A 12,746-nucleotide genomic window follows, 5' to 3' on the forward strand; every position below is an offset into this window, starting at 1 on the left:
TCACGCATGAAATGTGTGATTTTGATGACATTCCAGGTGGCGGATTGTGAAATGAAGTCAAAGCTCCTTCTTCTGGAATTAAATGAGCTGAATTTCGAGTATATTGAAAAATATATAGCGCAGGGGCGCCTGCCGACTTTTGAACGGCTCTTGGGTGAGCATGGATTTCAGCGGACCACGTCTGAGCAGGATTATGATAATCTTGAACCGTGGATCCAGTGGGTCACGGCGCACACCGGATTAGATTATGGCGAACACGGCATCTTCCGGCTCGGCGACATCGTCGAGCATGATTTGCCTCAGATCTGGGACGATCTCGAGCAGAAAGGGCTGAACGTGGGCGCGATCAGTCCCATGAACGCCCGGCAACGGATGCGCGCGCCCGCTTTTTTCCTCCCGGATCCTTGGACCAAGGCGCCCATGGTGGCGCCGGGGATCGTTCAGCGCTTCTATCGGGTGGCGGCGCGGATGGTGAACCAGAACGCCGAGGGGGGTGGTGTCGGCAAGTCGCTGGGTGATTTGGGGTTGGGTCTCGCCTATTGCGCGCGGCTGCAGAACTATGGGCGATATTTGAAATATGCCGCCGGATCGCGGGCGAAGACGTGGAACCGTGCGCTGGTCCTTGACCTCGTACTTGCCGATTTGTTCGTCAAGCTTGTCAAGCGGCGGCGTCCCGACTTCGCATCGCTGTTCCTCAACAGTGCGGCGCATATCCAGCATCACTACATGTTCTCGTCGTCCGCATATCAGGGGAATCTCAGGAACCCCGACTGGTATGTCCGGCCTGGGGAGGATCCCGTTTACGACGTTTATGAACTGTATGATCACATACTGGCCTCGATATGTCGCGAATTCCCCGGGTATCGCATTATGATAGCGACCGGCTTGCACCAAGTGCCCTATCCCGAGACCAGCTTCTATTGGCGCCTCAAGGACCATGAGGCGTTCCTCCGGGAAGTCGGCGTGCCCTTCACCAGCATCGAGCCGCGCATGTCGCGCGATTTCCTGGTCGAATGTCGCGACGCGGAGCAGGCTTTGTCGGCGGCTCAGCGCCTGGGCATGGTATGCGATCTGGACAGGCAGTCGATGTTCGAGGTCGACAACCGCGGTTCCAGCCTGTTTGTCACCTTGTCCTACCGGCACGAGATCAAGAAGGACATGCGCTATCTGGTCGGCAACGAGGAGCGCACCGGAATTGGTGACGCTGTAGCCTTTGTCGCGATAAAGAATGGGCATCACGATGGGATCGGTTACTTCCTCGATACCGGCGGTGAGCGCCCTTCTCCGGACGTATCCTTCCCCTTGAAGGAATTGCCTGAGAAGATAAGGGCCGTTGTGCTCTGACGCAGTTTGCGATGCGGGCCTTCGGGCCTGTCCTCGCAGATATGATCAAACCTGTTGGTACTTTGAGACTAGGGGATTCCATGAAAGCGGTGATACTGGCTGGGGGCCTGGGGACGCGCTTGGCCGAAGAAACCTCGGTTCGTCCCAAGCCCATGGTGGAAGTCGGCGGCCGTCCGATCATCTGGCATATCATGAAGATCTATGCCAGCCATGGCATAAATGACTTCATAGTCTGCTGCGGATACAAGGGTTGGCTGATCAAGGAATATTTTGCCAACTACATGGTGCATTCATCTGATGTGACAGTAGACATCAGGAATAATCATATCGAATTTCATCAGAGCTATGCCGAACCTTGGCGTGTAACGCTGGTCGACACTGGCGAGAATACGATGACCGGCGGCAGGCTGAAGCGCGTCGCGCAGCACCTTGCCGGAGAGGAGCTGTTCTGCCTGACCTATGGTGACGGCGTGGCCGATATCGATGTCACGGCTTCGATCGCTTTCCATCGCGCTGCCGGGACTAAGGCCACGCTTACGGCGGTCTATCCGCCGGGGCGGTTTGGCGGCCTGGATTTGCATGAAGGCAAGGTGCGGACCTTCAAGGAAAAGCCGCGCGGCGACGGGAACATGATCAACGGAGGCTTCTTCGTGCTGTCTCCGGAGGTGCTCGATTATATCGAGGGCGACCATAGCGTCTGGGAGGCCGGGCCGCTTGAACGGCTTGCGCAGGAAGGTTCGCTGGCTGCCTTTCCGCACACGGGCTTCTGGCAGCCAATGGATACGCTGCGGGACAAGATCCTGCTCGAGGAACTGTGGCAATCGGGTACGCCGCCGTGGAGGAACTGGTGAGTCGATCCGACTTTTGGCGAGGGCGGCGTGTACTCGTCACCGGTCACACCGGTTTCAAGGGCAGCTGGTTGAGCCTGTGGCTGCAGGCCATGGGCGCGGAAGTCACTGGCTATGCGCTGGAGGTTCCGACTGAGCCAAGTCTGTTCCGCATCGCTCGGATCGAGCAGGGAATGCGATCGGAGATTGGGGACATCCGCGATCGGGAGCGCCTGGCGCAAGTCGTTCGCGAGGCGCGACCGGAGGTGTTGCTGCATCTCGCTGCCCAGCCGCTGGTGCGGGAGTCGTTCCGCGATCCGATCGAGACCTATTCGGTCAATGTGGTTGGGACGGCGACGGTCCTCGATGTCGCGCGTGAGGCGCCCGGGCTGCGCGCGATCCTCTCGGTCACGAGTGACAAATGCTATGAGAACCGGGAATGGGTCTATGGCTATCGCGAAAACGACCCGATGGGAGGATATGATCCGTACAGCAGCAGCAAGGGCTGCGCTGAACTCGTTTCGTCGGCCTTCCGCTCTTCCTATTTCAGCCCCGCCCGGCACGCCGATCATGGCGTGGCGATGGCGACTGCGCGTGCGGGAAATGTGATCGGGGGTGGAGACTGGGCAGCCGACAGGCTTGTACCGGACATTCTCGAGGCTTTTGCGCAGGACCGCAAGGTGATCATCCGCAATCCTCTTGCAGTGCGGCCGTGGCAGCATGTGCTCGAGTCTATCGGGGGCTATCTGCTGTTGGTGGAGCGGCTTCTCGCGGAAGGGCCTGCCTATGCCTCGGGCTGGAACTTTGGTCCGGAGGATCAGGATATCCGTCCAGTCTCCTGGATCGTTGATGAAATGGCGCGCCGTTGGGGCAATGGTGCGGGCTGGGAGCAGGATCCTGGTGCCAACCCGCATGAGGCGCATCTTCTGCGGCTCGACATTTCCAAGGCCCGGATTGAACTGGGTTGGCGGCCGAGCTGGTCGCTGGACGTCGCGCTGGACCGTATCGTTGAATGGCATCGCCAATATCTGGCCGGTGCCGATATGCGCGCCGTGACGTTGGGGCAGATCGCGGCGTTTCAGGAGAGCAGGGCATGAGCGCGACCTCGCGCCAGCGGGTATTCGTCACGGGTGCCACAGGCTTTGTCGGTTCCTTCTTGACACGACAGTTGGTCGAGGCGGGGCGCGATGTGGCTATCCTGCTGCGGCCGACCAGCGACAGCTGGCGGATCGCGGACGTTATCGACCGTGTTCATGTCATTGATGGCACGATGGAGGACGTGGCGGGCTTTGCCCCCAGGCTTGCAGATTTCCGACCGGATGCCGTGGCCCATCTGGCATGGCGCGGTGTGACCAACCAGTTCCGCAACGACGTTAGCCAGACCTTGAACGTCGCGGAGAGTATCGCACTCTATTCCAGTGCGCGCGCGAGTGGTTGCGAGCGGTTCGTCGGCATGGGCTCGCAGGCGGAATACGGCCCGGTATCGGCACGGCTGGACGAGACGGTGCCGACCCGGCCGACAACGGTCTATGGTGCGGCGAAACTCTCCACGGCACTCATGCTGGAGCGTCTGGCGGAAGCGGACGGTTTGTCGTTCGCGTGGCTCCGCCTTTTCTCCTCGTACGGACCCAAGGACGATTTGAGCTGGCTGATCCCTTACATGGCGCGGCGTCTGCTGGCAGGCGAGCGGCCGGCGCTAACGCCGGGCGAGCAGATTTGGGACTATATCTATGTCGAGGATGCCGCTGCAGCGGTCGCCGCGGCTCTCGACAGTGCCGCGACCGGGTGCTTCAACCTCGGATCGGGCGAAGGGCGACCGCTTCGATCGATCATTGAAAAGGTGAGAGATCAAATTGATCCCAACCTGGCGCTGGGCTTCGGCGAAGTTCCCTATCGGCCCGACCAGGTCATGCACCTTGAAGCGAATATCGACGCACTGAAGGCGGCGACGGGCTGGGAGCCGAGGGTTCCCATTGAAGAAGGATTGGCCAAGACAATCTCTTGGCTTCGTACTGTATAGGGCTGAAGAATGTCGAATTGTAGGCTTTGTGGCCGAGCTGACCTGGCTCTGGTTCTCTCGATGGCGCGTCTTCCGCGAAATATTCAGCGACTCTTCACCGAAGAAACGCTGCATGAAGACAGAGTGATTTCGCTCAGTATCTATCGCTGCATGTCTTGCAGGTTCGTGCAGCTAAGCGATACCCTCGACGATGATTACTATGATGATTATCTGATGACGACGTCGCATTCGAATCAGATGCAGAGCTATCAGCGTGACCAAGCCCAGGATTTTGTCATACGCTTCGACTTGAAGGGTAAGCATGTTCGCGAAATGGGCTGTGGCGATGGGAATTACCTGGACCATCTGCGAGAGGCCGGTGCGGTAGTTTCCGGCATCGAGCCGTCAAAACGCTTCCGAGCATTGGCTGTGGAGAAGGGCTATGCGGTCGAGGCTGGCTATGTGACGGCTGACCGTCGCCTCGCCGACGGCCCATTTGACGGCTTCGTAACGCGCCAGGTGCTCGAGCACGTTCCCGACATCAATGATTTTCTCATCGGGATTCGCCGCAATCTCAAGCCTGGGGCTTATGGCCTGATTGAGGTTCCCAGCCTGGAAAAGGCGTTGGAGGATCGGCGATTCTATGATTTCTTCCCCGATCACCTGAACTATTTCTCGCTCGAAACGCTCGCCCTGGCGTGCAAGCTCAATGGGTTTGACGTTATCGACACATTCTTCGGAATGCACGGCGAGTATAATATCGCATTGGTTGTCAACCGCGAGGAAGACGACTTTGCGCCGGTCCAGCAATGCGTTGAAAACCTTTCATCTGACATTCGCGATTTCGTCGCCCGGAATCGCGCTGCCGGTAGGCGGGTGGCGATCTGGGGTGCCGGGGGCAAGGGGCTCAGCGTGCTTGCTGCGGCCGGTGTGACGGACGCTGACATTCTGGTGGACGGTGATCCGCACAAGAGGGGGATGATCACTCCGGTCTCGCATCTGAAGGTAAGCGCCCCGGACGAACTGCGTGCTTACCCCGATGCGGCGGTGTTGATCACAGCAATGGCGTATCGCCAGGAAATCGAACGGACGCTGCTGGAGGACTATGGCTTCCGGGGAGAACTGGCAGTGCTGGCGGAGCGACTGGAGATTGTTAGAAAGAGCGATGCGCACAATGGGTGATCGAATGGATCTCGAGGCTGTGCGGGAACTCGCCGCTGATACTCGGCGGGAGGTGCTGAAGATGGTGCATCGCGCCAAGGCTTCGCATGTCGGCAGCTGTTTCTCCATCGCGGACATGCTGGCGGTACTCTATGGCCATGTCATGAGCGTCGATCCGGTCCATGCGGATCGGCCGGATCGCGATCGGCTGATCGTCAGCAAGGGGCATGCCGCCGCCGCTGTCTACGCAGTGCTAGCGAATCGCGGCTTTTTCCCGCGCGAATGGCTTGACGAGTATTCGGTCAATGGATCGCTGCTGACGGGGCATGTGTCGCACGCGGTGCCGGGAGTGGAATTGTCCACGGGTTCGCTCGGCCATGGTCTTTCCGTGGGGGCGGGCCTTGCTCTCGGCGCTCGACTTCAGGGCGCGGCATGGCGGTCGTTCGTTATTCTGAGCGACGGAGAATGCGACGAAGGATCCATCTGGGAGGCCGCGATGTTCGCGGGTCATCATCAGCTGACCAACCTCGTTGCGCTGGTCGACTACAACAAGATCCAGAGCTTCGGCCGGGTCGACGAAGTGCTTCGGCTCGAGCCGTTCGCCGACAAGTGGACCAGCTTCGGCTGGCAGGTAACGGAAGTCGATGGCCATGATCATACCGCTCTTGCCGAGGCGCTGGCCGACAAGGGGGGCGACAAGCCGAACCTGCTCCTCTGTCACACCGTGAAGGGAAGGGGGGTCAGCTTCATGGAAGATCGCCTGGAATGGCACTATAAATCGCCGAATGACGAACAGCTTGCGCAAGCAATTGCAGAAATTGGGTCTGTGCAGTGAGAAACGCATTTATCGATGAACTTTGCCTGCTCGCCGAAGAGGACGAGAGCATTGTGCTTCTGTGTGGAGATCTTGGTTTCTCCGTGCTTGAGCGCTTCAGTGAACGCTTCCCTGATCGATATTACAATGTCGGTATTGCCGAGCAGAACATGCTTGGTCTTGCCGCAGGGCTGGCGATGACGGGATGGACTGTTATCACCTACTCGATCGCGAATTTCGGCACGGTTCGATCGCTGGAGCAACTGCGCAACGATGTTTGCTATCATGATCGCAGCGTTATCTGCGTCTCGGTAGGTACCGGAGCCGCCTATGGCTCTCAGGGATACACGCATCACGGGATTGAAGATCTCGGTTTCCTCAAAATGCTGCCGAATATCGAGGTTGCCTCTCCCGGGGATGCGCATGAAGTGCGCTGGGCGCTGCGGCATCTCGTCGAACGGCGGCGGCCGGGGGCGCTTCGCCTCGGGCGTGGCGGGGAGCCGCTGGTTCATCAAGGCCCGATTGCCGAAGCGACTCTGGCGGGTGCGTTGGCGATCAACCTTGGTGGTGCCGATGTTCGTTTCCTTTCCACCGGTGCAATTCTCCCCGAGGTGGTGGCAGCGGCGGAAAGCCTCGGGGCGGAAGGCTTCGATGTCGGTGTTGTCAGCGTGCCTTTCGTAACCGCGCTGGATGAGGATATCGTGGCGAACCTGCTCGCGGGAACGCGGCTCATGGTCACCGTCGAAGAGCATCTCGCGACTGGCGGGCTCGGGGGCGTTGTCGCCGAATTCGCGGCATCCATGCCGTCGCATCCGCCCGTGCTGCGCCGCGGCATCGCGCATCCCCCGCCCAAGGTGGCGCTTGATCAGAACGCCATGCGCAAACATCACGGGTTCGACCGGGAGAGCTTGATCACTCTGGTCCGCTCGCACCTTGGCACCGCCGCTAAGCGCTCTTGAGTCATGAACCGGGCAAGGATCACGATCGCCATACCGACCTTCAATCGGGTGGAGACGATCCAAGCAAATATTGCGTCGATCATTGGCGGTTTGCCTTCCTGGGTCGAGATCCTGATCTGCGACAACGCTTCGGAGCCCGCGGTCGAATTCGACCCGGAGATCTGGGCGACCGCCGAAGCGAAGGGCGTCCGGATGCGGGTCCATCGCAATCCGGCCAATGTCGGGGCGCCTGCCAACATCCTGCGTCTCTTCGAGCTCGTGGAGACGGAATGGCTATTACTGCTTGGCGACGACGATCCGTTGCTCCCCGAGCAACTGGATTCGATTGCCGAATGCGTTGCGCGTCATCCTGAAAGCGCAATATTCAAGTTCAGCTCGCCCTATGGGCAGTATGAAGCCGAAACGGTGGCGCGGAATTTCGTCGAGCTGATGGAGAAGGGTGGCGATTTCAATCACCTGCTCTTTATGTCGACCTATCTCTACAACGTTCGGGAATGTCGCCCGTATCTGCGTTACGGCTATCTGATGGCGCTCGCGGCGGCAACGCAGCTGGCCATCGCGATCATGGCATCTCTGGAGGGCAAGCAGATCGTTCTCTCGCCGCTGCTCATCACGCGAGCAAGGCGAGCTGAAGCGGCCTGGTCGCCGGCCGATGTGCGACTGAACTTCTATCATCTGACGGATCTGCCCCTGACGCCGCAGCATCGGCGATTGTTGCGCGCCAAGATCTATGCGGCGCACAATATATTCCGGGAGTTTCTGGACATTGCGTCGGTGCATGCGTCTCAGCCTGCCGAGGCTGCCTATATCCGGCAGAAGGCAATGAATGTGCATCGTGTCCACGGCCATGGTTTTAAGCGCTGGGTGGCTCGATTGCTGTTGCTGCTTGGGCGCATTACCGGGCCGCGCCTTTTGGGTGGCTTCAAGGTGCTATATGTACGCGCAAAGGGGCAGGCATATCAGCATGTTTTCACCAGCCGCCACGATCGCCTGTAAGTCTCGCCTCCCTCATCTCGCAGCGGGCTTCCGGAGGGGCCCGACGATACTATGGATGCGCGAATATTCCTGCACCGGAAGGAAGCTTGAGGTGATTACCCCTGGACGATCGTCGCGCCGAGCGACGGGGCGAAAGCGATGAGGAGGGGCCGGGCTTCCGCGGATGTCGGGCATTCCGGAATCACCCGACGCAGCGCGTTGGGCGTGGCGGCGGGGCTGACTGCTACCTCCGCCGTCGCCAGCGAGCGGACGGCTTCAGGCCCGCAGGAGAGTGTCGTCGACCATGGCGCAGTCGGCGACGGAGTGGCTGACGACACCGCCAGTATCCAGGCGTCGATTGATCGGGCCTATGCGCGCGGCGGCGGCGTGGTTTGGTTGCCGCGCGGCAACTTCCGGATCGAGGGAAGCTTGCGCGGCAAGCCTGGCGTCTCGATTGTCGGGCAAGGATCGCTCGCATCCAGATTGTTGAAGGTGGGGAAGGGGGACTGCCTCGTCTATGGCACGGGCACGGGCCTTGATGATTCCGATGTCGAGCGGGTCTCGCTCGAGAAATTTGCGATCATCGGCGAGCCCCGTAGCGGGCATCTGTTCTGGGGACGCAAGGCGGCGACGGCCTTTGCGCTGCGCGATCTGTACGTCGAAGGTGGGAACAGTCCCCTCTTTCTCGACGGCTGCTATTCGCTCCTGATGGAGAATGTCCAGGTCCGTGCTGCCGAGACCGGCGACAATATTTCAGTCAACGCCGTGAGCCACAATGTGATGTTGCTCCAGGTGGCTTCTCAAGTCGCGAAGGCTGGTGCCGGCATTGCGATCACCGGGTGCAGCGGGCCGATTATCCTGGGCGGCAAGCTCGAATACAATCAGCGCGACCAGCTGCGTATTGGGCAGGCTTGTCGGGGCGTGCTCATTTCGGGGCTGTACATCGAAGGTATTCAGCCCTCTGCAAGCGACTATGCCGGCATCACGGTGGAGGACGTCGACACGGTCGTGATCCAGGGCGGGTTCTTCGATGCAACGCAAGGGGATGCGAAGAGCCATCCCGGAGGCGGGGCGATGGGTACCGATGGCACCGGGACCTACATAAGGGCGCGGGGCCAGACGTCACGGTTGATTTGCTCCGGCTATGGATTCGCCAGCATTGCGCCGACGCAACGGCATGTCGACATCGCCGCCACTGCCGAAGCGTGCGAAGTGACGATTCCGTTCGGGGCCTCCTTTGCCAACGCTGCCCCGCAGCGCAACGTCGTGCGCTTCAGCGCAGGTGGCGATGGTCCAATCCTCGCGGCGCAGGGCGAACCGCAGAAAATCCGACACGGCACGACTTCGATTCTGGCTTTCTCCGCCGAAATCGAGGACAGGCGCGACGAATGGAATGGGCGGGATAGCTTCACTCCGAGAGAGGATGGCTATTATGGCTGGAGCGGGTTCATCCAACTCCTTGACGTAGCGGGTGGTTCGAATGCAGCGATCATCCTGTATGATGCGACGGCGAACATGCCGGTAGCCAGGCTTGACCGCTGTCTTGGGGCGGGCTCGCCGAGCATCGACTTCTCCTTCCGCGAGAGGTTGTCGCTCCGGCGAAAATATCAGCTGAGGCTTACCTATTCCGATGGCGAAGGGCGCGGCCGCGCGACCTCAGGCCGGGCCGCTTCCAATCGTATGTCAATCGAAAAAATGAAGTAGTGGACAATCCATCTCGGTTTTTCGCGCGTCGGCGCTGCCTCTGTACCAGTCCTTGTGGACGGTATATGGGCTTTGCAGCGAACGGAAAGGGGCCTAGGCCCTTGCGGCTATGATGCCATATGGGGCCACAGAAGTCAGAATTTGCCTCCGGGAAATATTTGACCTGGGATTCACTCAACAATGACACAGATCTTGATGCAGAGCTTCCGCAAATCTCGGTTGGATTTCCTCCTGAGGGCGAGGTACCAGATATCTATTGGTATTCTTGTTGCCATAATCATTCCTGCCTTTGTGCAGGGCATGTTTACGGATATCTCTCTCAACAGATTCGTTCAGGTTAACACCGTTATCGGTGGGACGATGGCTCTCATTATAGGGTATATATCCTATAGGAGAATTCACGTTTTTCCAGGAATCGTTTCCGGCGGCTACATAATTACCGCCTTTACGATAACGTTTAGCATTCTTGCCGTTACATTTATTATGCTGCGTATCGATTATACGCGCATGCAGCTGTTGAGTAGTTACCTGCTGACGTTGGTTACTTTTACATACATGCATTTGCGGTACTCTGCTCATCGGCCGCTTCTGCTTGGTGTTATCCCCAGTGATGGGGTGTCCTCGCTGCCGAACGCCGGGCGGGTGGTCTGGCATTATATTTCCGACCCTGAAGCGTCGCCTCCGGCGCTGCATGGCGTTGTCGTCGATTTGAACGCGGATCACTCGGCGGAATGGAATGCGCGCATCGCGGATTTTGCGCTGAGTGGAACGCCGGTCTACCACTACAAGGAGGTGATCGAACAGATCACCGGGCGCGTCGAAATCGAGCATCTCTCGGAGAATACGCTCGGATCTTTGAATCCCAGCGACCTGTACCTCGAGATCAAGGGCGTGATCGACGTCGTCATTGCGGCGATCGCGCTGATTGTGCTGGCGCCTGCCCTTCTGATCGTGGCGGTGGTGGTGCGCCTGGATTCGCCGGGGCCTTCCTTGTATCGGCAGCAGCGGACCGGGTTTCGGGCACAGCCGTTCACTGCATATAAGTTCCGGACCATGCGCGTTGCGGCGTCGCAGGAGAATCTCAGCGACGCCGAGGCGCGGAAGAGTGCGATGACGAGCGATAGGGATTCTCGTATCACGAGAGTGGGGGCCTTTTTGCGCCGGACTCGCATTGACGAGCTGCCGCAGCTGTTCAACATGCTCAAGGGGGAAATGAGCATGATCGGGCCGCGGCCCGAGGCGATGGTTCTGACAAAGTGGTACGAGAAAGAGATACCTTTCTATCATTATCGCCATATCATCAAACCGGGACTTACGGGCTGGGCCCAGGTAAATCAGGGGCACGTCACCGAGGTTGACGATATACGCGAGAAGCTCAATCTGGATTTTTACTACGTAAAGAATTTCTCTTTCTGGCTCGATATATTGATAACGATCAGAACTATTCAGACGATCATTACCGGGTCAGGCGCCCGCTGAATATCGACCCGTTTGATGAGCTTTTGACCAAAACCATATGAGGACTGGATAGAAGTTGTTGTCCGCGTCCAGCAAACTGGCACGGTTCATTCCTGGCATGATGTCTCGTGCCGGATTGGATGCTGCCGTGTCATTCAGCATCGTCAACCGGCTGTGGACTGCCTGTAGCGGCTTGATCCTGCTTGTGCTCGTCGGTCTGTTCACCAATCCGTCCACTCAGGGATTCTATTATACGTTCAACAGCCTGATCTATATGCAGGTTTTTATCGAAATGGGCCTCGGTATAGCTTTGGTGCAGCTGATCGGGCACGAGATGGCTCTTCTGTCGCACGGCGAGCATGGCAGGATCGTTGGCAATGACGGCGCGAAGAAGCGGCTGCACTCGCTAGTGCGATTTGCCGGGGCTTGGTTCGCCTGCGGAAGCGTGGTGCTGTTCGCGCTGCTCTGCGTGCTTGGGATTTTGTTCTTCTCCTATTTCGGCAAGCATCAGGTGGCGCCGGGCGAATTCTCCGCGGTGATAACCGCGTGGGTGCTCGTCGCGTTCGGCGTGTCGTCCAGTCTCGTGGTCAATGCCGCGTTGTTCATCGTGGAGGGTAGCGGCCGTATTGCGACGGCGGCGCGGATACGCCTGCTGCAGGGAGTGATCAGCACTTCGGCAGCGGCGATAACGCTCGCTTGTGGCGGCGGGTTGTTTGCTATCGCTTGTCAAACCGTTCTCATGCCGGTCGTGGGGGCGATTGCCATCCTTTACGGTCATCGGTCGATGCTGGTGGATCTATGGTCGTACCGATCCGACTTGCCGGGATTGGACTGGCGCAGGGATATCTGGCCATTCCAATCCCGGATTGCGATCAGTTGGCTAAGTGGGTTCTTCACCTTGCAGATTTTTTCGCCGTTGCTGTTTGCGCAGGTTGGCGCGAAGGCGGCGGGGAGCATGGGGATGAGCCTCCAGATCTTCACTGCCCTGAATGGCCTGTTCATCGTGTTGCTCACTGCGCGGACACCGGTTTTCACCCGCCTCGTGGCGTTGGGGCGGCGCGATGAATTGCGGCGACGTTTCAAGGAGGCATTTCTCCAATCGGTAGTGCTGTTGCTGATTGCGATCATGATGTTGCCACTCGCGCTGCTCATCGGATATCGGCTCTTGCCGCAATTGTCGGGGCGGCTTCTGCCCTGGCAGTATCTGATTCCCCTGGGGCTTGCATGTATGGCAAACCATATTGTGTCGGCGGAGGCGGTGCTGCTGCGTGCCCATAGGGAGGAGCCCTTCATGGTGCTGTCTGCCGTTGGTGGGATCCTTACCCTTGGGGGGGCTGCCGGGCTGATCGCCTTCTTTGGCCTGCCCGGGGCGGTATTTGCCTATAGCGGCGTCGCTTTGTTGTTCACGCTCCCGGTCGGCACCCGGATATTCCTGCGCTATTGGAAAGCGAATGCCTAATTCTATTGTCGTTACTCCGCATAAGATGTCGTTCATAACGGCGATC

At 58.9% G+C, this 12,746-nt stretch carries 11 protein-coding genes; all 11 read left to right on the forward strand.

The annotated features are described in order from the left end of the window. The first annotated feature begins 51 nt into the window (after window positions 1-51). The 11 genes from FFS08_RS14845 (at window position 52) to FFS08_RS14895 (ending at window position 12,700) form a co-directional block, all read left to right on the forward strand. On the forward strand, window positions 52-1,344 hold the full coding sequence (locus FFS08_RS14845; protein ID WP_171012621.1) for an alkaline phosphatase family protein: 1,293 nt from the start codon (window positions 52-54) through the stop codon (window positions 1,342-1,344). Between the two features lie 80 nt (window positions 1,345-1,424). Then, on the forward strand, window positions 1,425-2,195 hold the full coding sequence (gene rfbF / locus FFS08_RS14850; RefSeq protein WP_137862397.1) for a glucose-1-phosphate cytidylyltransferase: 771 nt from the start codon (window positions 1,425-1,427) through the stop codon (window positions 2,193-2,195). After that, a complete protein-coding gene (gene rfbG / locus FFS08_RS14855; protein ID WP_171012622.1) occupies window positions 2,192-3,268 on the forward strand; it encodes a CDP-glucose 4,6-dehydratase in 1,077 nt (358 codons plus the stop codon). Before rfbF ends, rfbG begins: the two co-directional genes overlap by 4 nt. Then, the gene (locus FFS08_RS14860; RefSeq protein WP_137862398.1) at window positions 3,265-4,191 is read left to right on the forward strand and encodes an NAD-dependent epimerase/dehydratase family protein; all 927 of its coding nucleotides are present in this window, start codon (window positions 3,265-3,267) and stop codon (window positions 4,189-4,191) included. Before rfbG ends, FFS08_RS14860 begins: the two co-directional genes overlap by 4 nt. 60 nt (window positions 4,192-4,251) lie before the next feature. Continuing rightward, entirely contained in the window at window positions 4,252-5,352 is a 1,101-nt protein-coding gene (locus FFS08_RS14865; RefSeq protein WP_249341056.1) for a methyltransferase domain-containing protein, read from the forward strand. 4 nt (window positions 5,353-5,356) lie between these two features. Continuing rightward, entirely contained in the window at window positions 5,357-6,166 is an 810-nt protein-coding gene (locus FFS08_RS14870) for a transketolase (RefSeq protein ID WP_137862400.1), read from the forward strand. Continuing rightward, the gene (locus tag FFS08_RS14875) at window positions 6,163-7,104 is read left to right on the forward strand and encodes a transketolase family protein (protein ID WP_137862401.1); all 942 of its coding nucleotides are present in this window, start codon (window positions 6,163-6,165) and stop codon (window positions 7,102-7,104) included. The genes FFS08_RS14870 and FFS08_RS14875 overlap by 4 nt, the downstream gene beginning before the upstream one ends. Before the next feature lie 3 nt (window positions 7,105-7,107). Then, window positions 7,108-8,100, forward strand: a complete 993-nt coding sequence (locus FFS08_RS14880) for a glycosyltransferase (protein ID WP_137862402.1) — start codon at window positions 7,108-7,110, stop codon at window positions 8,098-8,100. Between the two features lie 204 nt (window positions 8,101-8,304). Further along, entirely contained in the window at window positions 8,305-9,783 is a 1,479-nt protein-coding gene (locus FFS08_RS14885) for a glycosyl hydrolase family 28-related protein (protein ID WP_249341329.1), read from the forward strand. A 180-nt stretch (window positions 9,784-9,963) separates the two neighbouring features. After that, entirely contained in the window at window positions 9,964-11,262 is a 1,299-nt protein-coding gene (locus tag FFS08_RS14890) for an exopolysaccharide biosynthesis polyprenyl glycosylphosphotransferase (protein ID WP_212742022.1), read from the forward strand. 127 nt (window positions 11,263-11,389) lie between these two features. Then, the gene (locus FFS08_RS14895) at window positions 11,390-12,700 is read left to right on the forward strand and encodes an MATE family efflux transporter (RefSeq protein ID WP_171015317.1); all 1,311 of its coding nucleotides are present in this window, start codon (window positions 11,390-11,392) and stop codon (window positions 12,698-12,700) included. Window positions 12,701-12,746 lie beyond the last annotated feature (46 nt).

This window comes from Sphingomonas sp. 1F27F7B, from assembly GCF_005503355.1.
In the GTDB taxonomy this organism is placed as follows: Bacteria; Pseudomonadota; Alphaproteobacteria; order Sphingomonadales; family Sphingomonadaceae; genus Sphingomonas.

Coding starts and splice junctions, on each gene's coding strand:
- rfbF (WP_137862397.1), top strand. CDS start 1,425: ATGAAAGCGGTGATACTGGCTGGGGGCCTGGGGACGCGCTTGGCCGAA.
- FFS08_RS14870 (WP_137862400.1), top strand. CDS start 5,357: ATGGATCTCGAGGCTGTGCGGGAACTCGCCGCTGATACTCGGCGGGAG.
- FFS08_RS14890 (WP_212742022.1), top strand. CDS start 9,964: ATGACACAGATCTTGATGCAGAGCTTCCGCAAATCTCGGTTGGATTTC.
- FFS08_RS14865 (WP_249341056.1), top strand. CDS start 4,252: ATGGCGCGTCTTCCGCGAAATATTCAGCGACTCTTCACCGAAGAAACG.
- FFS08_RS14845 (WP_171012621.1), top strand. CDS start 52: ATGAAGTCAAAGCTCCTTCTTCTGGAATTAAATGAGCTGAATTTCGAG.
- FFS08_RS14860 (WP_137862398.1), top strand. CDS start 3,265: ATGAGCGCGACCTCGCGCCAGCGGGTATTCGTCACGGGTGCCACAGGC.
- FFS08_RS14880 (WP_137862402.1), top strand. CDS start 7,108: ATGAACCGGGCAAGGATCACGATCGCCATACCGACCTTCAATCGGGTG.